At 64.8% G+C, this 20,073-nt stretch carries 19 protein-coding genes; 1 reads left to right on the top strand and 18 read right to left on the bottom strand.

Features of this window, described 5'->3' with window-relative positions:
- Positions 1-42: 42 nt before the first annotated feature.
- The 18 genes from trpA to QTH91_RS03805 all read right to left on the bottom strand — a co-directional run bounded on the left by trpA (position 43) and on the right by QTH91_RS03805 (position 18,843).
- Positions 43-888: a tryptophan synthase subunit alpha gene (gene trpA / locus QTH91_RS03720; protein ID WP_286658675.1), complete on the bottom strand. Its 846-nt coding sequence runs from the start codon at positions 886-888 to the stop codon at positions 43-45.
- On the bottom strand, positions 885-2,162 hold the full coding sequence (gene trpB / locus QTH91_RS03725; protein WP_286658676.1) for a tryptophan synthase subunit beta: 1,278 nt from the start codon (positions 2,160-2,162) through the stop codon (positions 885-887). Before trpB ends, trpA begins: the two co-directional genes overlap by 4 nt.
- A gap of 61 nt (positions 2,163-2,223) precedes the next feature.
- Positions 2,224-2,901, bottom strand: coding sequence for a phosphoribosylanthranilate isomerase (locus QTH91_RS03730; protein WP_286658677.1), 678 nt, complete (start codon positions 2,899-2,901; stop codon positions 2,224-2,226).
- 12 nt (positions 2,902-2,913) lie between these two features.
- Positions 2,914-3,726: a tRNA pseudouridine(38-40) synthase TruA gene (gene truA / locus QTH91_RS03735; protein WP_286658678.1), complete on the bottom strand. Its 813-nt coding sequence runs from the start codon at positions 3,724-3,726 to the stop codon at positions 2,914-2,916.
- Between the two features lie 26 nt (positions 3,727-3,752).
- Entirely contained in the window at positions 3,753-6,560 is a 2,808-nt protein-coding gene (locus QTH91_RS03740; protein ID WP_286658679.1) for a FimV/HubP family polar landmark protein, read from the bottom strand.
- Positions 6,561-6,725: 165 nt separating this feature from the next.
- Complete coding sequence (gene asd / locus QTH91_RS03745; protein WP_286658680.1) at positions 6,726-7,856, bottom strand: aspartate-semialdehyde dehydrogenase; 1,131 nt, start codon at positions 7,854-7,856, stop codon at positions 6,726-6,728.
- 356 nt (positions 7,857-8,212) lie between these two features.
- On the bottom strand, positions 8,213-9,283 hold the full coding sequence (gene leuB, locus QTH91_RS03750; RefSeq protein ID WP_286658681.1) for a 3-isopropylmalate dehydrogenase: 1,071 nt from the start codon (positions 9,281-9,283) through the stop codon (positions 8,213-8,215).
- A 35-nt stretch (positions 9,284-9,318) separates the two neighbouring features.
- Positions 9,319-9,969 (bottom strand): 3-isopropylmalate dehydratase small subunit, encoded by a 651-nt coding sequence (gene leuD, locus QTH91_RS03755; RefSeq protein ID WP_286658682.1) that lies wholly within the window; start codon positions 9,967-9,969, stop codon positions 9,319-9,321.
- A gap of 16 nt (positions 9,970-9,985) precedes the next feature.
- Positions 9,986-11,407, bottom strand: a complete 1,422-nt coding sequence (gene leuC / locus QTH91_RS03760) for a 3-isopropylmalate dehydratase large subunit (RefSeq protein WP_286658683.1) — start codon at positions 11,405-11,407, stop codon at positions 9,986-9,988.
- Between the two features lie 52 nt (positions 11,408-11,459).
- On the bottom strand, positions 11,460-12,431 hold the full coding sequence (locus tag QTH91_RS03765; protein WP_286658684.1) for a LysR family transcriptional regulator: 972 nt from the start codon (positions 12,429-12,431) through the stop codon (positions 11,460-11,462).
- A gap of 155 nt (positions 12,432-12,586) precedes the next feature.
- A complete protein-coding gene (locus QTH91_RS03770) occupies positions 12,587-12,727 on the bottom strand; it encodes an entericidin A/B family lipoprotein (protein ID WP_286658685.1) in 141 nt (46 codons plus the stop codon).
- A gap of 174 nt (positions 12,728-12,901) precedes the next feature.
- Positions 12,902-14,212 (bottom strand): citrate synthase, encoded by a 1,311-nt coding sequence (gene gltA, locus QTH91_RS03775; protein ID WP_286658686.1) that lies wholly within the window; start codon positions 14,210-14,212, stop codon positions 12,902-12,904.
- 58 nt (positions 14,213-14,270) lie between these two features.
- Positions 14,271-14,555: an FAD assembly factor SdhE gene (locus QTH91_RS03780; protein WP_286658687.1), complete on the bottom strand. Its 285-nt coding sequence runs from the start codon at positions 14,553-14,555 to the stop codon at positions 14,271-14,273.
- A gap of 21 nt (positions 14,556-14,576) precedes the next feature.
- Positions 14,577-15,278, bottom strand: coding sequence for a succinate dehydrogenase iron-sulfur subunit (locus QTH91_RS03785; RefSeq protein WP_286658688.1), 702 nt, complete (start codon positions 15,276-15,278; stop codon positions 14,577-14,579).
- A 31-nt stretch (positions 15,279-15,309) separates the two neighbouring features.
- Positions 15,310-17,121, bottom strand: a complete 1,812-nt coding sequence (sdhA, locus tag QTH91_RS03790; protein WP_286658689.1) for a succinate dehydrogenase flavoprotein subunit — start codon at positions 17,119-17,121, stop codon at positions 15,310-15,312.
- Between the two features lie 5 nt (positions 17,122-17,126).
- Positions 17,127-17,492, bottom strand: coding sequence for a succinate dehydrogenase, hydrophobic membrane anchor protein (gene sdhD / locus QTH91_RS03795; protein WP_286658690.1), 366 nt, complete (start codon positions 17,490-17,492; stop codon positions 17,127-17,129).
- Positions 17,493-17,510: 18 nt separating this feature from the next.
- The gene (gene sdhC, locus QTH91_RS03800; protein ID WP_286658691.1) at positions 17,511-17,954 is read right to left on the bottom strand and encodes a succinate dehydrogenase, cytochrome b556 subunit; all 444 of its coding nucleotides are present in this window, start codon (positions 17,952-17,954) and stop codon (positions 17,511-17,513) included.
- A 127-nt stretch (positions 17,955-18,081) separates the two neighbouring features.
- On the bottom strand, positions 18,082-18,843 hold the full coding sequence (locus QTH91_RS03805) for a GntR family transcriptional regulator (RefSeq protein ID WP_286658692.1): 762 nt from the start codon (positions 18,841-18,843) through the stop codon (positions 18,082-18,084).
- Positions 18,844-19,078: 235 nt separating this feature from the next.
- Between QTH91_RS03805 and QTH91_RS03810 the strand changes: the two genes are divergently transcribed.
- A complete protein-coding gene (locus QTH91_RS03810) occupies positions 19,079-20,065 on the top strand; it encodes a malate dehydrogenase (protein ID WP_286658693.1) in 987 nt (328 codons plus the stop codon).
- The last annotated feature ends 8 nt before the right edge of the window (positions 20,066-20,073 follow it).

A 20,073-nucleotide genomic window follows, 5' to 3' on the forward strand; every position in this document is an offset into this window, starting at 1 on the left:
TTCGCTCCTGGTGCGGGCAGTATTGTGCAGCAGGCGGGCTTTTCAGCGCCCGGATGCGTTCTTGGGTGTGTTGGCGGGCAGGGCATCCAGTGCCGAACGGATCTCGGCCAGGAAGGCAGAGACGTTCGCAATTGCCTGTTCGCGAGGCTGGTTCTCGGCCAGCTGAATGATCTTCGTGCCGATGACCACGGCGTCGGCTGCGCTGCCGACGGCCTGGGCCGATGCGGCGTCGCGAATGCCAAAGCCTACGCCCACCGGGACTTTCACGTGCTCGCGGATGCGCGGCAGCATTCGTCCCACCGCCTCGGTGTCCAGATGGCCGGCGCCGGTAACGCCCTTGAGCGAGACGTAATAGACGTAGCCCGAAGCCAAGCGCGCCACCTGCTTCATGCGCTCCGTGGTGCTCGTCGGTGCCAACAGGAAGATGAGGTCGATGTCCTGCGAGCGCAGCGCTTGCGCGAAGGCTTCGCATTCCTCTGGCGGGTAGTCGACCACCAGTACACCGTCGACGCCGGACTTGGCCGCGTCCCGCGCGAACGCATCCTTGCTGTGGGTCTGTTCGTAGCGCTCGATCGGATTGGCGTAGCCCATCAGCACGACGGGCGTGGTCGCGTCCCTGGTGCGGAACTCCTTGACCATGGACAGCACTTGCACCATTCCCACGCCGAGGGCCAGGGCGGCCTCGCCCGCCTTCTGGATCACCGGGCCATCCGCCATCGGGTCGGAGAAGGGGACGCCCAGTTCGATCACGTCGGCGCCGGCGCGGACCATGGCGTGCATCAACTCGGGCGTGATGTCGGCCTGCGGGAAGCCCGCCGTCACGTACGGGACGAGTGCGCGGCGACCTTGTTCGCCGAGCTTCGCGAAGGTGGCTGCAATGCGGCTCATGCCTTGCCTCCCTTCACCGTGTGACCGCGCATGGAAGGGCGGTCGTAGAAGTCGATCCCGGAGAGGTCGGCGACGGTGCCGATGTCCTTGTCGCCGCGACCGGAGAGGTTGACCAAGATCGACTGGTCCGGGCGCATGGTCGGCGCCAGCTTGAGCGCGTGCGCCACTGCATGGCTCGATTCGAGCGCCGGGATGATGCCTTCGGTGCGGCACAGGTGGTGGAAGGCTTCGAGCGCTTCGGCGTCGGTCACGCCCACGTACTCGGCCCGCCCGATGTCGGCCAGGTAGGCATGCTCCGGGCCCACGCCGGGATAGTCGAGGCCAGCGCTGATGCTGTGCGTCTCGGTGATCTGGCCATTCTCATCCTGCAGAAGATAAGTGCGGTTGCCGTGCAGCACGCCGGGACTGCCACGCAGGATGGACGCCGAGTGCTTGCCGCTGTCCAGGCCTTGCCCTGCCGCCTCGACGCCGACCAGACGCGTCGACGAGAACGGGATGTAGGGGTAGAAGATGCCCATCGCGTTGCTGCCGCCGCCCACGCAGGCAACGACCACATCCGGCTGCTTGCCCTGCGCCTCCCCCGTGATGCCTTGGGCGGCGAGCATTTCGGGCATCTGGTCGATGCATTCTTCGCCGATGACGCTCTGAAAGTCGCGCACCATCGTCGGGTAGGGGTGCGGCCCAGCGACCGTACCGATGATGTAGAAGGTGTCTTCCACGTTGGTCACCCAGTCGCGCATCGCTTCATTAAGTGCGTCCTTGAGCGTTCGGCTGCCCGATTCCACCGGGACGACCTTGGCGCCCAGCAAGTGCATGCGATAGACGTTGGGGCTCTGCCGCTTGACGTCTTCGGCACCCATGTAGACGACGCATTCCAGACCGTAGCGGGCGCAGATGGTGGCGGTGGCGACGCCGTGCTGGCCGGCGCCCGTCTCGGCGATCACGCGGGGCTTGCCCATGCGGCGGGCCAGCATCGCCTGGCCGATGGTGTTGTTCACCTTGTGGGCGCCGGTGTGGTTCAGGTCCTCGCGCTTGAGGTAGATCTGTGCGCCACCGAGTTCTCGGCTGGTGCGCGCGGCGTGGTACACGGGCGAGGGACGGCCGACGAAGTGGGCCAGCTCGTAGCGGAATTCGGCCTGGAACTCCGGGTCATTCTTGTATTTGTCGTAGGCAGCGCGCAGTTCGTTGATCGCGTGCGTAAGCGTTTCGCTGGCAAATGTGCCGCCGTAATTGCCGAAGTGGCCGGTAGCGTCGGGTTGTTGGTAGTCGAACATGATTCGGTGCCTCGATGGAGGTCCGCCGGACCGCTCCGGTGAAGCAGTCGGCGGAAGAGAGCTAGGAGGCGAAGGCGTCGGCCGCCCGCACGGCAGCCACGAATTCGCGGATCTTGCCGGCGTCCTTGATGCCCTTGGAGGCTTCGACGCCGGAACTCACGTCAACGGCCGGCGCCTTGCAGCGCGGCCGCAGCCAACGGATGCCATCGCCGACGTTGGCAGGCGTCAACCCACCAGACAAGACGAGGTGAGCGTTTGCGACGTGTGGAAGGAGTGACCAATCGAATGCCTTGCCGCCCCCGCCGAATCCCTCGACATGAGCGTCGAGCAGGATGGCCTGGGCGTCCGAGAAATCGTTCGCGTATTTTACGAGGTCGAAGTCAGCCGCACCTGGCCCGACCGGAATCCGGGCAGCGCGAAGGTAGGCATGCATCCCGCTTCCGCTGCCGGCGCGGCACTGTGCGGGTGTCTCGTCGCCGTGAAATTGCGCCAGGGACCCTCGCACCACCGAAAGGGCGTGGGTCGACACGTCGGGGCTTTCGTTGACGAACAACAGTACCGGTGTCACGAAAGGTGGAAGCCGGCGCGCCAGCTCCGCGGCCCGCTCCAGGCTGACGGCCCGAGGGCTCTTGGGGTAAAGCACGAAACCCACCGCGTCGGCACCGGCGTCGACCGCGGCGTCCACGTCCTGTTCGCGGGTCAGGCCGCAGATCTTGATTCGCGTGCGAGAGGCAGACATCCCGCTATTGTCTCAGGGCAGGCCGTCGTATGAATCCCAACTGCTTCCGGAGGTCACTTCGGCTGGCAGGCCCCAATGCGCGCCGTACTGCGGGCCTAGAAAGTAGAGCCCGGCCGCGGAATAGGTCGGTGCGGCAACCAGTCGGCTGCGGGCGTCCAGCACGTTCTGCATCCAATCGGGCGATTCGTTGCCCTGGCCGATACGCACCAGGCAGCCCATGATGTTGCGGATCATGTGGTGCAGGAACGCATCGGCCTCGAAACGGAAATACCAGCGACAACGTTCCCCGGCGCCGAGACGAAGGATTTCAATGTGCCGCATGTCCTTGACCGGCGAGAGGGCTTGGCAGGCCGACGCCCGGAACGAACTGAAATCGTGCGTGCCCAGCAGGTACTGCGCTCCGGCACGCATGGCATCGCCATCGAGGGGATGGATCGACCAGCCGACCTTGCCGGTATCGAGACTGGGTCGCACCGGCGATTGGGAGAGCACGTAGAGGTACCGGCGGGATTGGGCACTCGCCCGGCAATGGAACGAAGCCGGGACCTCCTGCGCCCATTGCACGGCAATATCGTCCGGCAGATAGCGGTTGGTGCCGCGCACCCAGGAGAAGGGCGCGCGCTGAACCTCAGTGTCGAAATGCACGACCTGGGTCAGGCCGTGGACGCCAGCATCGGTGCGTCCGGCGCACAAGGTACGGATCGGCTGACCGGCCAGTTGCGCGAGCGCAGCCTCGAGCTTGTCCTGCACCGTCCGGCCCGACAACTGGCTTTGCCAGCCGTCGTAGGCTCGCCCGTCGTAGCGAATGCCGAGGGCCAGCCTCACCGATTCATGCCCTGACCCGCGCCGATTCAGCGCAGTTGGGTCAGCAACTGCTGTGCCTGGGCGTGCAGGTCGCCGGAGGTTTCGGCGGCCACTTCCTCGACCAGCGAGCGCGCACCCTCGGCATCGCCCAGGGCGTGGAGTTCGCGCGCCAGCGTCAGCTTGACGGCGTGGGGATTCTCGGAGCCGTCGTCGCCGGTGAGGGGCTCCAGCGCAGCGGGCGAAGTATTGCCACCCAACAGTCCAGAGCGGGTGCTGACGTCGAACTCGACGAAGCCCGAATCACCGGGCAGTCCGGCGCGCAGTGTCGCCGGCTGGGTGTGTTCTTCGTCGTCGGCCAATCGCGAGCGCGGCCGCAGGGACGGTTCCAGTGCGGCGGGCGCGGTGTCGAAATCGTTTTCCAGGGAGCCGAAGTCCAGGCTGGCGGGGATTTCGAAAGCAGGTGCCGCGACCGGAGATGCTTTTGGCGCCACAGGCGGCAGGCTTGCGCTGACCGGCATCGGCGCCGTATCGGGCATGGGCGTGGGCTTGCTGTCGAGCTCCAGGTCGAAATCCAGCGGGGCCACAGAAGGCACGAATTCGGGCGGCGGAGGCTCTGCGGCGACAGCCGGAGCCTGGGCCGGCGACATGACAGCGGCAGCGCCAGCTGCAGCGGCGCCCGCCACGGCTGCGACGGCCGGCGTCATGTCGGCAGCCGGTGCGCGCGCCGGAGTGGGAGCGCTCTGGTACAGGGGGTTGCCAGGATCCAGGTCGCGGCCGAGTTCCACGGCGCGAGTCCAATCGCTCCCGGTGCCGCCGGTCAGCTTGCGCACTTCGGTTGCCTGGGCTTCGAAAGCGCGCAGGTCACGGCGCTTGGCGTGGATCTCAAGGAGCTTGAGGTGGATCGCGGTGCGGTCAGGATTGATGCGCAGAGCTTCGCGAAGAATCTCCTCGGCCTGCAGGTCGCGGCCATAGGCCAGGTAGACGTCGGCTTCGGCCACCGGGTCGACGTCGCCCGTGTCCAACTGGCTCGGCGAATACGACATGGAAGAGGTGGCGGCGCCTTGGTTCTTCGTGTCGACTGACTCTCCGCCACTGGAGCCGAAGAACGAATCCTTGGGAATGCGGCTTTCCAGGAAGACGCTTTCGCTGGAAGAAGCCTTGCGGCGATTGAAGACGCGCAGGCCCAGGAAGGCCAGGAGCAATACGATGAGCCCGATCGCGCCGAGGATGATGGGGTTGTCCATCAATTCCTCGAAGAAGCTCTTCGGCGGAGGGGGCGGTGGCGGGGCTTTGGGCTTGGGTTTGGCTGGCGTAGCGGCTGCAGGAGCCGGGGCCGGCGTTGGCGTCGGAGCCGCGGCGCCGGCGGCTGAGGTCGCGGATTCAGAGCCGCCCGCGGTGCCCGCTGTAACGGCCGGTGTGGCTGCGCCGCCTGTGGCAGTGCCCGTGTTGCTGGCTGCCGGAGCGGCGGCGCCAGGCGCCGCGCTTCCAGCGGCCGCTGGCGTTGTGGCCGACGGCGTCGTCGCCGCAGGAGCTGCGCCCGGAACTGGAACGGCAATGCCAGGCGTGACGGCGGCCGGTGCGACCGGTGCGCCGGTCGTGCCTGTCGGCGCGGAAGGCGAGCCCGCCGGCGCCGCTGCACCGGTGCCACCCGCCGACTGGATCTTGTTCAGTTCGTTCAGGTTGCGCGACAGTTCGGCAACTCGCGCAGCGTCGGCAGCAGCCTGGCGCCCCTTGACCAGGCTTTCGTCGGCCGCGGCCTTGCTGCCGGCCGCAGCACCGGGGGTGATGGTGAGTTTGTCGGGCGATTGCGCTGCGGCGTTGCGATCCTGAACATTGGCCTGCAACGTGCCGCCAGCCGAGCGGTCGGCCTCCGCCACGCTCGATGTCGGGGCTGCTTCCGCGAGGTTGCGGCGGTATTGGTTGAAGTCGCGACTTTGCGCGACAAGCATCTGCTTGGCTTCCTTGGGGGAGACTTCGGCGGCTTCGCGCGCGCTCGGCATCGTCAGAACGGCGCCGGCCTTGACGCGGTTTACGTTCTTGCCGATGAATGCGTCCGGATTGGACCGAAGCATCGCCACCAGCATCTGGTCGAGCGAGATTTCGGGCGCCTTGTTGGCTCGGGCGATTGCGCCGGCCGTGTCGCCCGGACGAACCGTGACCTGTTGGCCACCATTGTCCGAGGCGCCAGCGCTGGAAGGTGCTTCCATTGGAGCGACTGGCGCCGGCGCGGGTGCCGGGCGCACGACCGGAGCCGGCGCCGCCGGCGCGCTACGAGCCGTGCTCGACGATCCGGCGTAGGGCGTGGTCGATGGCTGCGGCAAGGGCCGCGGCGTGCTCACTTGGGGCGCGACGGGTGCAATGGCCTGTTGCGATTTGGGACTGCCTGGCGGATCGAGCAGCACCGTGTAGTCGCGAACCATGCGGCCGGAGCGCCAGTTGGCCTCGAGCAGGACGTCAAGGAAGGGATCGTTGAGCGATCGCGTTCCCCGCAGCGTGATCACATAGCGGCCGCCACGGCGCTCGAGGTTGACGCGTACGTCGGCCAGGGCAGGGTTGTAGCTGACGCCGGCGGCGCTGAAAGCACCCGGCGACGCCATGCCGATGCGCATGCTGTCGGCTTCGTCGGCGGTGATCTGGGGAATTTCGATCTCGGCGCGCAGCGGTTCGCCGAGTGAGGAGATGACCTTGAGAGGGCCAAGTGCGAGCGCGTTCGCGCCGGAACTGAACGTCGCCAGGGCCAGGGCGACTGATGCGCCCAGGATCGTCAGCTGACTACGACCGACCGGCATGCTGCCCGTTGGGGCGTTTGGGCTGGTCGTCGCCGTGTCCACGGCAGGCAGAAGATGTCTTGTCATGCTGATGGGGGCGCCATTGCCCAAAAATGTAAGTGGACGGTAACACCATCACCCAGCACTGACAAGGCAACAGGCCTTGGGAATATGCGGAGTACGAATTTACGTGCACCCCGGTCGTTGCTCGCTCGCAACGTGGGCGCCTGAACGACGACGCCCACGCGCATTTCAGTCTTCGAGCAGGATGCGCAGCATGCGGCGCAGCGGTTCGGCAGCGCCCCAGAGCAACTGATCGCCCACCGTGAAGGCGCCCAGATATTCAGGGCCCATCGCCATCTTGCGCAGACGGCCGACCGGGATGGTCATCGTGCCGGTGACGGACACCGGGGTCAGGTCGCGGATCGTGGCTTCGCGCGTGTTGGGCACCACCTTCACCCAGGCGTTGTCGGCGGCGATCATGGCTTCGATGTCGGCCAGCGGGACGTCCTTCTTCAGCTTGAAGGTCAGGGCCTGGCTGTGGCAGCGCATGGCGCCGATTCGGACGCAGAAGCCGTCGACGGGGGTGGCAGGGGTGCCGAAGCCGGCGCCCTGGCCAAGAATCTTGTTGGTCTCCGCGCCGCCCTTCCATTCCTCCTTGCTGGAGCCGTCGCCCAGGTCCTTGTCGATCCAGGGAATGAGCGAGCCGCCCAGTGGCACGCCGAAGTTGGCGGTTTCCTGTGCCGACAGCGATTGCTGCTTCGCCAGCACCTTGCGGTCGATCTCGAGGATGGCGCTCTTGGGGTCGTGCAGCAAATCGCGCACTTCGGCGTTGAGCGTGCCGAATTGAGTCAGAAGTTCGCGCATGTGCTGCGCACCGCCGCCAGACGCGGCCTGGTAGGTCATGCTGCTCATCCATTCGACGAGGCCGGCCTTGTAGAGCGCGCCAACGCCCATGAGCATGCAACTGACCGTGCAGTTGCCACCGATCCAGTTGTTTCCGCCCTTGGCCAGGGCATTCTTGATGACCGGCATGTTGACCGGGTCGAGCACGATGATGGCGTCGTCCTTCATGCGCAGCGTGGAGGCGGCGTCGATCCAGTGACCCTTCCAGCCTTCGGCGCGCAGGCGCGGGAACACCTCGGAGGTGTAGTCGCCGCCCTGGGCTGTAACGATGATGTCGCAGCGCTTGAGGGCCTCGATGTCGAAGGCGTTCTGCAGCGTGGTCTCGTTCTTGGCCATGGCGGGGGCCTTGCCGCCCGCGTTCGAGGTGGAGAAGAACAGGGGTTCGATCAGGTCGAAGTCGCGCTCTTCGGCCATGCGGTCCATCAAGACGGAGCCGACCATGCCGCGCCAGCCGACCAACCCTACCAACTTGCTCATTTCGGATGCCCTTTCAATGTCAAACAGCGAAGACCGCGACGAAGGGACTGCCCCCGCCTGGCTCGTCCGGGGCCAGGGAAAGGCGCACGACGAACCAGGCTGGGTCAGCCTTTAATGGTGGTCGTGGTTTTGGAGGAGGAAACGATGATGCATGCGCGCTTTGCCGCGCCGGCCGGCGCGGTGTTCAGAACGAGAAGTCTTGCGGCACACATAGCCCTCAATTGTAGCGGAACCAATACCTGCGAGAGCCCTCGAAGGGCCTCTGCTGTGGCACGGACGCCGCATCGCGCAACAAAAAGGGCAGCCGTAGCCGCCCTTGGTCGACGCGACTGCGGACGGATCCGCCGCGACCGTGCTCAACCCAGTGCCGCAAGCACCGCATCGCCCATCTCGCGCGTGCCGACCTTGGTCGTGCCTTCGCTGTAGATGTCGGGCGTGCGCAGACCTTGTGCCAACACCTTCTTGACCGCGTTCTCGATGCGCTGCGCGGCTTCTTCCTGATCCAGGGAGAAACGCAGCATCATGGCCGCCGACAGGATGGTTGCCAGCGGATTGGCCACGCCCTTGCCCGCGATGTCCGGAGCACTGCCGTGGCTCGGCTCGTACAGGCCCTGCCGGCTCGCATTGAGGCTTGCAGAAGGAAGCATGCCGATCGAGCCAGTGAGCATCGCGGCTTCATCCGAGAGGATGTCGCCGAACATGTTGCCGGTGACCACCACGTCGAACTTCTTGGGGGCTTTCACCAACTGCATGGCGGCGTTGTCGACGTACATGTGGTCGAGCTCGACATCGGGGTAGTCCTTGTGCACCTCGGTCACGACGTCCTTCCAGAACTGGAAGGTCTCGAGGACGTTGGCCTTGTCGACGCTCGTCACGCGCTTGCTGCGCTTTCGCGCGGCCTCGAAAGCCACGCGGGCGATGCGTTCGATCTCGGGACGGGTGTAGCGCATCGTGTCGAAGGCTTCTTCGGCACCGGGGAAATTGCCGTCGGGCGAAGTGCGCTTGCCGCGAGGCTGGCCGAAATAGATGTCGCCCGTTAGCTCGCGGATGATGAGGATGTCCAGCCCGGACACGAGTTCGGGCTTGAGGCTGGAGGCGTGGGTGAGCTGCTCGTAGCAGATGGCCGGCCGGAAGTTGGCGAACAGGCCGAGGTTCTTGCGCAGGCCGAGGATGGCTTGCTCGGGCCGGAACTGGCGCTCGAGCTTGTCGTATTTCCAGTCGCCGACGGCGCCGAAGAGCACGGCGTCGGCTTCCTTGGCCAGCTTGAGCGTGGATTCGGGCAGCGGATGGCCGTGGGCCTCGTAGGCGGCGCCGCCGACAAGGGCGGTTTCCATCTCGAACTTGAGGTCGAGAGCGCCGAGCACGCGCACGGCCTGCTCGACGATTTCGGTGCCGATGCCATCACCGGGAAGGACTGCGATCTTCATGGTTTCGTTGTTTCTTCAGGAAGTGGAAATGGGGATCAGGCGATCATCTGGTGCGCGAGCCAGGGCTTGGTTGCCAGGCGCTCCGCCTCGAAGGCCTTGATCTTGTCCTTGTGGCGCAGCGTCAGCCCGATGTCGTCCAGGCCGTTGATCAGGCAGTACTTGCGGAATGCCTGGACCTCGAAGGCGATCTCGGCGCCGTCGGGCTTGACGACCACCTGCCGCTCCAGGTCGACGGTGAGCGTGTAGCCGGGAAAGGCCAGCGTCTCGTCGAACAGTTGCGCCACGGTGGCTTCGGGCAGCACGATGGGCAACAAGCCGTTCTTGAAGCTGTTGTTGAAGAAGATGTCGGCGAAGCTGGGCGCGATGATGGCGCGAAAGCCGTACTGGTCCAGCGCCCAAGGGGCGTGCTCGCGCGACGAGCCGCAGCCGAAGTTCTTGCGCGCCAAGAGGATGGATGCGCCCGCGTAGCGCGGCTGGTTGAGCACGAAGTCCGGGTTGGGCTTGCGGCTGGCCGGGTCCATGCCTGGTTCGCCATGGTCGAGGTAGCGCCATTCGTCGAACAGGTTGGGGCCGAAGCCCGTCTTCTTGATCGACTTGAGGAACTGCTTGGGAATGATGGCGTCGGTGTCGACGTTCTCGCGGTCCAAGGGGGCGACGAGGCCCTGGTGCACGTTGAATTTCTGCATGGTGTTTTCCTCTCGATCAGGCGATCGTGCGCACGTCGACGAAATGGCCGTTGATGGCGGCCGCGGCAGCCATCGCTGGGCTGACGAGATGCGTGCGGCCGCCAGCGCCCTGGCGACCTTCGAAGTTGCGGTTGCTGGTGGACGCGCAGCGCTCACCGGGCTCCAGCCGGTCGGCGTTCATCGCGAGGCACATCGAGCAGCCAGGCTCGCGCCATTCGAAGCCCGCGGCCTTGAACACCTCGTGCAGGCCTTCGCGTTCGGCCTGCTCTTTCACCAGGCCCGAGCCTGGAACCACCATGGCCAGCTTGACGTTCTTGGCCACTTTCTGGCCGAGCTTCTTTACCACGGCGGCGGCTTCGCGCATGTCCTCGATGCGGCTGTTGGTGCAACTGCCGATGAACACCTTGTCGATGAAAATGTCGTTCATCGGCTTGTTGGGCTCCAGGCCCATGTAGGTCAGGGCGCGTTCGATGGCGCCGCGCTTGTTCGCATCCTTTTCCTTGTCGGGATCGGGCACGCGGCCGTCGATGGGCAGCACCATTTCGGGCGACGTACCCCACGTCACCTGCGGCTTGATCTGCGTGGCATCGAGTTCCACGACGGTGTCGAAACTGGCGCCTGGATCCGAATGAAGCGTCTTCCAGTAGGCGACCGCCTGGTCCCATTCGACGCCGTTGGGTGCAAGCGGGCGGCCTTTGACATAGTCGATGGTCTTCTGGTCCACGGCAACCAGGCCCGCGCGCGCACCTGCTTCGATGGCCATGTTGCATACCGTCATGCGGCCTTCCATCGACAAGTCGCGGATCGCCGAGCCGGCGAATTCGATGGTGTAGCCGGTGCCGCCAGCCGTGCCGATGCGTCCGATGATCGCCAGCACCACGTCCTTGGCGTTGCAGCCGGCGGGGAGCTTGCCTTCGACCTTGATCAGCATGTTCTTCGCCTTCTTGGCCAAGAGGGTCTGCGTGGCCATGACGTGCTCGACTTCGCTGGTGCCGATGCCGTGGGCCAGCGCACCGAAGGCACCGTGCGTGGAGGTGTGGCTGTCGCCGCAGACCACCGTCATGCCCGGCAGCGTTGCGCCGCTTTCCGGACCGATGACGTGGACGATGCCCTGCCGCTTCGACAGGAACGGAAAGAAGGCGGCAGCGCCGAATTCCTTGATGTTGCTGTCCAGCGTAGTGACCTGCTCCTTGCTGATGGGGTCGTCGATGCCGTCGTAGCCGCGTTCCCAACCCGTGGTGGGCGTGTTGTGGTCGGCTGTGGCCACGACCGAGCTGATGCGCCAAAGCTTGCGGCCCGCCACGCGCAGACCTTCGAAGGCTTGCGGGCTGGTCACCTCGTGGACGAGGTGACGGTCGATGTAGAGCACGGCCGTGCCGTCTTCTTCGGTGTGGACGACATGCTCGTCCCAGATCTTGTCGTAGAGGGTGCGTGACATGGAGGTCTTTCGTGGGGAATGGTTGTTCGAATGAGCGACGAGCGCAGATCGCTCACGCGGCGAGTGCCTTGGAGGCGGCGTTCCTCGGCAGCCTGGCCTGATCGTGGGCGGCAGGACTGAGGTGCTCGACGAGCGATCGTGCCGCCACGGGCAGGGTCGAGAAATCGCGAGCGACGAGGCGGATGTCGCGCTCGGCCCAGGGGTTGGACAGGTTCACGCCAACGAGGCGTTGCCCGATCCCGCCGCGCATCAGTTCGAAGGCGCGCGCAGGCATGATGCCCACGCCCAGGCCGTTGTCGATCATGCGGCACATGGCGTCGAGGCCGGTGACGTGAATGCGAAGCTTGATGGTGCGGCCAGCGCGAAGCGCGGCCTGGTGCATCGCGACGTAGATCGAGCTGTTGGTGTGCAGCCCAACGTGATCGTGCTCCAGCGTATCGACGAAATCGACTGGATTTGAGCCCGCCAAGGCATGGCCGGCCGGCACCACGAGCACCAGGCGATCCTTGCGGTAGGGCAGGCTCTGCAGTTCGTGGGTGCCATCGGCGACGTGGCAGATGCCCAGGTCAGCCGCGCCCTCCTGGACAGCGCGCAGCACCTCGCTCGACAGATGCTCTTCCAGATCGATCTTGATGGCTTCGTGCTGGCGGGCAAATGAGCCCAGGTCTTCGGGCAGGTATTGGACGATGGCCGAAATGTTGGCATGCACGCGCACGTGGCCGCGCACGCCGTCGGCGTACTCGCTGAGTTCGCCCTGCATCTTCTCGAGGCTGTAGAGCACCGATCGGGCGTGGTGCAGAAGGCTTTCGCCGGCGGGCGTCAGGTCGACGCCGCGGGTGTGTCGATAAAGAAGCGGCGTGTGAAGCGCGGCTTCCAGGTCGGAAAGGCGCTTGCTGATCGCAGAAGCGGCGATGAATTCGCGCTCTGCTGCCCGGCCGATGCTGCCGAGCTCGCACACCGCCACGAACAATTGAAGCGATGTGAGGTCGACGCGGCGGACAAAATTGCGTTCAGGCTGGGACATGGACGGAAGTCATCGCGATTGGCGATGAAGACCGTCATTTTGCTACCGAAAAATGGCGTCAGCCATCGCGGACTGCGATGGCTGACATGCCGCAGGGCGACGAGTTGGACGAAGGACCTGCAGATTGGAGGGCCTCCCCGGTGCCCGCGAGGTTCTTATTTTTTCTTCTGCGCGGCGTCTTCGAGCTTTTGGCCACCCTTCTGGATGTCTTGGCCAGCGCCTTCCATCGTGTTGCAGGCGGTGAGCGAAATGCCCAGGGTAAAGGCCAGGGCAACCAGAGCGGTCAGTTTCTTCATCGGGAACTCCTTGTTTGGGATGGTCAGCGCGGGATTCGCGCATGCCCTGAAAGTTACCGATCAAACAGCCGCTTGCTTGTCAGCCAAAACGCAAGAAGGCTGCCCGTGGGCAGCCTTCTTGCAAAGGTGGTCGCGGCCTACACGGGCTCTTGGCGAGCCCGCTGCCGCGGCCGATCAGCGCTGTGCCATCGGCTTGACGTCGCGACGCGGCGAGCCTTCGAACAACTGGCGGGGGCGGCCGATCTTGTAGTCTGGGTCGCCGATCATTTCGTTGAGCTGGGCGATCCAGCCCACAGTGCGGGCCAGCGCGAAGATGGCGGTGAACAGCGGCACCGGGATGCCGATGGCGCGCTGCACGATGCCGGAGTAGAAGTCGACGTTCGGGTAGAGCTTGCGCGAGACGAAGTATTCGTCTTCCAACGCGATCTTCTCCAGGGCCATGGCCAGCTTGAACAGCGGGTCGTTTTCCAGGCCCAGTTCGCCCAGCACTTCCTTGCAGGTTTCCTGCATGAGCTTGGCGCGCGGGTCGTAGTTCTTGTACACGCGGTGGCCAAAGCCCATCAGGCGCACGCTGCTGTTCTTGTCCTTGACCTGCTTGATGAACTCGCCGATCTTCTCGACGCCACCCGCCTTCTGGATGTCGTAGAGCATGTTGAGCGCCGCCTCGTTGGCGCCGCCGTGAGCGGGGCCCCACAGGCATGCCACGCCGGCAGCGATGGCCGCGAAGGGGTTGGTGCCCGACGAGCCGCACAGGCGCACGGTCGAGGTGGAAGCGTTCTGCTCGTGGTCGGCGTGCAGGATGAAGATGCGGTCGAGCGCGCGCTCGAGCACCGGGCTGACCTTGTATTCCTCGCACGGGGTGGCAAACATCATGTGCAGGAAGTTGCCGGCGTAGCTCAGGTCGTTGCGCGGGTACATGTACGGCTGACCGATCGTGTACTTGTAGGCCATCGCCACGAGCGTCGGCATCTTGGCAATCAGGCGCACGGCGGCAATCTCGCGGTGCTTCGGATTGTTGATGTCGGTGCTGTCGTGATAGAAGGCCGACAGAGCGCCCACCAGGCCGGTCATGATGGCCATCGGGTGCGCATCGCGGCGGAAGCCGCGCAGGAAGAACTGCATCTGCTCGTTGACCATGGTGTGGTGCGTCACCAGGTCGTCGAACTTGGTCTTCTGCTCGGCGTTGGGCAGGTCACCGTAAAGCAGCAGGTGGCAGGTGTCCAGGAAGTCGCAGTTGGTCGCCAACTGCTCGATCGGGTAGCCGCGATACAGCAGTTCGCCCTTGTCGCCATCGATGAAGGTGATGGCGGACTCGCACGACGCGGTCGACATGAATCCCGGGTCGTAGGTGAACATTCCCGTCTGCGCGTACAGCTTGCGGATGTCGATCACGTCGGGGCCCATCGTGCCCTTGTAGATCGGCAGGTCGACGTTTTGGCCGCCGTTGCTGAACGACAGGGTGGCCTTGGTATCGGAGGCTTTCATGGCTGGGTCTTTCTCTCGGGAAGGGGTGAACTGGAAGAACTGGATGGAGGGATGCGGATCAATTGCGAAGCATCTGCAAGACTTGCACCACGCCGGCACCGGCCAGGTCTGGCTCGGGCTCCTTTCTGCGCAGCAAGAGATCCAGAAGGTCGTTGTCCGACAGATCCATCAATGTCTCCAGCGCCTGCGCCTGGCCCATGGTGAGGGAGGCTTCGTATTGCTCGAAGAACCGGGCAATGAACAGGTCGTTTTCCAGCAAGCCGCGCCGGCAGCGCCACTTGAGCCGGCTCAACGCACGGACGTCGATCGGCTGGTCAAGGGGCGAGGCGGCTTGCGCTTGCATGATGGTGGTGGGTCTTTCGGATCAGATGGCGCGGCGCACCATCAGTTCCTTGATCTTGCCGATGGCTTGCGTGGGGTTCAGGCCCTTGGGGCAAACGTCCACGCAGTTCATGATGGTGTGGCAACGGAACAGGCGGTAGGGATCCTCGAGGTTGTCCAGGCGCTCGCCGGTGTGGTCGTCGCGGCTGTCGGCGATGAACCGGTAAGCCTGCAGCAAGCCGGCGGGCCCCACGAACTTGTCGGGATTCCACCAGAAGCTGGGGCAGCTGGTGGAGCAGCTCGCGCACAGAATGCACTCGTAGAGGCCGTTGAGCTCTTCGCGTTCCTCGGGCGACTGCAGGCGCTCCTTTTCGGGGGGCAGCGTGTCGTTCTGGAGATACGGCTTGATCGAATGGTACTGGTTGAAGAACTGCGTCATGTCCACGATCAGGTCGCGCACCACCGGCAGGCCCGGCAGCGGCTTGAGCACGACGGTGCCCGTGAGCGTGTTCATGTTGGTCAGGCAGGCCAGACCGTTCTTGCCGTTGATGTTCATGGCGTCCGAACCGCACACGCCTTCGCGGCAGGAGCGGCGGAAGGCCAGAGTCGGGTCTTGTGCCTTGAGCTTGATCAGGGCGTCCAGCAGCATGCGCTCGTGACCATCGAGTTCGATCTCGATGGTTTGCATGTACGGCTTGTCGTCCTTGTCCGGGTCGTAGCGGTAGATCTGGAAAGTGCGCTTCATCGTTGGGAACCTTGTTCTTGGTCGTGCGGCATCAGAAGGTGCGGACCTTGGGCGGAACCGAGTCCACCGTCAGGGGCTTGAGCTTCACCGGCTTGTAGCTGAGGCTGTTGCTTTCGCTGTGCCACAGGGTGTGCTTCATCCAGTTGGCGTCGTCGCGGCCCAGCGGCGCGACCGGATCGTCGGCCGGACGCTCGTAGTCTTCGACCGTGTGGGCGCCTCGGCACTCCTTGCGGGCGGCGGCCGAAACCATCGTCGCCTGGGCGGCCTCGATGAGGTTCTCGACCTCAAGCGCCTCGATGCGGGCGGTGTTGAACACGCGGGACTTGTCCTTGAGCGTGATGCCGCCCACGCGCTCGCGCACCTCGGCGATCTTGGCCACGCCTTCGTCCATCGAAGCCTGCGTGCGGAACACGGCGGCGTGCGATTGCATGGTGGCGCGAATCTCGCCGGCCACGTCCTGCGCGTAGATGCCGTCGCTCGAGTTCTCGAGGCGGTTCAGGCGCTCCAGCGTCCGGTCCGCGGCATCGGCCGGCAGGGGCTTGTGTTCCTTGTTCTTCTCGTGGAACTGCACGATGTGGTTGCCAGCCGCGCGACCGAACACCAGCAGGTCGAGCAGCGAGTTGGTGCCCAGACGGTTGGCGCCGTGCACGCTCACGCAAGAGCATTCGCCGACCGCATAGAGGCCGTTGACCGCCACGCTGGCGTTGGAGGCGTCCTGGATCACGACCTGGCCATTGATGTTGGTCGGGATGCCGCCCATCTGGTAGTGGATGGTGGGCACCACCGGGATCGGCTCCTTGGTGATGTCCACGTTGGCGAAGTTCACGCCAATCTCGAACACAGAGGGCAGGCGCTTGTGGATGGTGTCGGCACCCAGGTGGTCCAGCTTGAGCAGCACGTAGTCCTTGTTGGGACCGCAGCCGCGGCCTTCCTTGATCTCCTGGTCCATCGAGCGCGAGACGAAGTCGCGTGGCGCGAGGTCCTTCAGCACAGGCGCGTAACGCTCCATGAAGCGCTCGCCGTTGCTGTTGAGCAGGATGGCGCCTTCACCACGGCAGCCTTCGGTCAGCAGAACACCCGCGCCGGCCACGCCGGTGGGGTGGAACTGCCAGAACTCCATGTCCTGCAGCGGGATGCCGGCGCGAGCGGCCATGCCCAGGCCGTCGCCGGTATTGATGAACGCGTTGGTCGAGGCGGCGAAGATGCGGCCGGCGCCGCCGGTGGCCAGCAGCACGGTCTTGGCCTGCAGGATGTGCAGGTCGCCGGTTTCCATCTCTAGCGCGGTCACGCCAACCACATCGCCTTCGGAATCGCGGATCAGGTCGAGCGCCATCCATTCCACGAAGAACTGGGTGCGGGCCGACACGTTCTGTTGGTAGAGCGTGTGCAGCATGGCATGGCCAGTGCGGTCGGCTGCGGCGCAGGCGCGCTGCACGGGCTTTTCGCCGTAGTTGGCGGTGTGGCCACCGAACGGGCGCTGGTAGATGGTGCCGTCGGCATTGCGGTCGAAGGGCATGCCGAAGTGCTCGAGCTCGTAGACCACCTTGGGTGCTTCACGGCACATGAACTCGATCGCATCCTGGTCGCCCAGCCAGTCGGAGCCCTTGATCGTGTCGTAGAAGTGGTAGTGCCAGTTGTCCTCGCTCATGTTGCCCAGCGATGCGCCGACGCCGCCTTGCGCAGCGACGGTGTGCGAGCGGGTGGGGAACACCTTGGAGAGGACGGCGACATTCAGGCCGGCGCGGGCCAGCTGCAGCGAGGCACGCATGCCCGAGCCGCCGGCACCGATGATGACGACGTCGAACTTGCGCGTGGTGATTTGGTCTTTGGTGTAGTTCGTCATGGGGTTCAGACTCTCCAGAGCACTTGAATGGCCCAACCCGCACAACCGACAAGCCAGACGATGGTGAAGATTTGCAGGGCGAGCCGCATGCCGACGGACTGCACGTAGTCCATCCAGACATCGCGCATGCCCACCCACACGTGGTAGAGAAGCGAAACGATCACGGAGAAGGTCAGCACCTTCATCCATTGCGAAGAGAAGATGCCCGCCCACTTGTCGTAGCCGATCGGGCCGCGCGAGAAGAGCACCTGTGCCAGCAGCACGAGGGTGAAGATGGCCATGAGGCCGCCGGTGACGCGCTGCGCGAGCCAGTCACGCAAGCCGTAGTGCGCGCCGACGACGGTGCGCTTGGAGCCGTAGTTGATTGCCATGTCGGTGTCTCCTTGGGCTCAGTAGGCGCCGAACAGCTTGAGGCCCAGCACGATCGTGAGCAGCACGCTCGCGGCCAGGGTGAAGAGGGCAGAGCTGCGGCCGAACTGCTTGGTGACCGCGCTGTGGCTCATGTCCATCCACAGGTGGCGCAGGCCGGCGATGAAGTGATGCAGGTAGGCCCAGATCAGCGCGAGTGCCACCAGCTTGACGAACCAGCCCGGAACAAAAGAAAAGCCGCTGTTGAAGACGGCCTTGAATCGCTCGAACGAGACTTCAGATGACACGGACGTATCGAACATCCAGATGATGAAGGGCATCAGGATGAACATGATCACGCCGCTGACGCGATGCAGGATCGAGACGATGCCGGCGGGCGGCAGACGGTACGTGCGAACGTCGGTGAAGACGTTGATGTTTCTGAATTCGCGCCGCGGCGATCGGGGATTTGCAAGCTCTGTCATGGGGACTTTCGTGGCTTTTTTCGAGGGACGGCTTGTCTTCGCTGAGAAGTAACCAACCTAAAATTCTATTGCAATGCACCATCGGACTGCACGTTCGTGTGTGACAGCCCGAGTCCTTCGCTCATGTTCATCCGAGTTCATTGTGGTAATGATGGGTGTCGGTGCGATAAAGGCCGCGCCGCAATTCCATCGGCGTGTCGTGGTAGGTGAAGGCCACGCGCTCCACGCTCAGCAGCGGCGTGGACGTGTCAACCGCGAGCAATGAAGCCTGCTGTGCATCCGGCAGTACCGCGCGCAGCCTTTCCGTGGCGCGCACCATGCGCACGCCGAATTCGGTCTCGAACAAGGCGTACATCGCGCCGTGCCACTCTTCCAGTCGCTCTGCCGTGAGGCCCTTGAAGGCATTGCCCGGCAACCACAGGTCTTCGAGGATGGTGGGAACGCCGCCATAGGCCAGCACGCGGCGAACCTGCACGACGGTGTCGCCGGTGCGCAGCGTCAATGCCCGCGCCACGTCTGCGGATGCGCGCAGGCGCCGGCATTCGATGATGGTGCGCACGGCCGGGCCTTCTGCCGTGACGTCGCCGTCATCCGGTACCAGCTTGAGAAAGCGGTACTGCATGTGATGTTCGGCGTGTGTGGCGACGAAGGTGCCCTTGCCCTGGCGCCGCACCACGAGGTTCTCGGCAGCCAGTTCGTCGATCGCCTTGCGCATCGTCCCCTGGCTCACGCCGAATCGTGCAGCCAGGTCGGATTCGCTGGGGATCGGCTCGCCCGGCTTCCATTCGCCCGCCTGCAGCAGACGCAGGATGAGCACCTTGATCTGCTGATACAGCGGACTGAAGGAGGGCGCCGAAGGCTCGGCCAGGGGGGAGGGGACGTTCGACATGAAGGAGTCTGCAGCGCCGGCGGCGCGCGCAACAGGGCGTATCTTATATAAGACATAAGACAGGCGCCACCCTTGGGCCGAATCGGCATAGAATCGCAGTCTTTTCGCGCCGGGTGCCCCGGGGCATGCGCGGATGCATCGGCGGCATGTGTGAAATGCATGCTCGGATGCGAAGTGCCTGGGGCCTCCCGCTGATCGAAATGCCCTCTTTCCCATCACTTCTGGAGTGCCTCCCATGAGCAAGAAGCCCGTTCGCGTTGCCGTCACCGGCGCCGCCGGCCAGATCGGCTATGCCCTGTTGTTCCGTATTGCCTCGGGCGAAATGCTCGGCAAGGACCAGCCCGTCATCCTGCAACTGCTGGAAATCCCAGACGAGAAGGCTCAGAAGGCGCTCAAGGGCGTGATCATGGAGCTCGAGGACTGCGCCTTCCCGCTGCTGGCTGGCGTCATCCCCACGGGCGACCCGCTGGTGGCCTTCAAGGATGCCGACTACGCCCTGCTCGTGGGTGCCCGTCCGCGCGGCCCCGGCATGGAACGCGCCGACCTCCTGGCCGCCAATGCCCAGATCTTCACGGCCCAAGGCAAGGCTCTGGACCAGGTTGCCAGCCGCGACGTCAAGGTGCTGGTGGTCGGCAATCCGGCCAACACCAACGCCTACATCGCCATGAAGAGCGCGCCCAGCCTGCCGCGCGAGAACTTCACCGCCATGCTGCGCCTGGATCACAACCGCGCTGCGAGCCAGATTGCCGCCAAGACCGGCAAGGCCGTGGGCGACATCGAGAAGCTGACCGTGTGGGGCAACCACTCGCCCACCATGTACGCCGACTACCGCTTCGCCACCATCGGCGGCGCGAGCGTCAAGGACCTGATCAACGACCAGGTCTGGAACGCCGATACCTTCCTGCCCACCGTGGGCAAGCGTGGCGCAGCCATCATCGACGCACGCGGACTGTCGTCGGCAGCCTCGGCCGCCAACGCCGCCATCGACCACATGCGCGATTGGGCCCTGGGCTCGAACGGCAAGTGGGTCACGATGGGTGTTCCTTCGAATGGCGAATACGGCATTCCCAAGGACGTGATCTTCGGCTTCCCGGTCACCACCGAGAACGGCAAGTACAAGATCATCGAAGGCCTCGAGATCGACGCGTTCAGCCAGGAGCGCATCAACAAGACGCTGGCCGAGCTGCAAGGCGAGCAAGACGGCGTCAAGCATCTGCTGTAAGCCAAGCG

It is taken from the genome of Variovorax dokdonensis (assembly GCF_030316895.1).
Classification (GTDB): domain Bacteria; phylum Pseudomonadota; class Gammaproteobacteria; order Burkholderiales; family Burkholderiaceae_C; genus Variovorax; species Variovorax dokdonensis.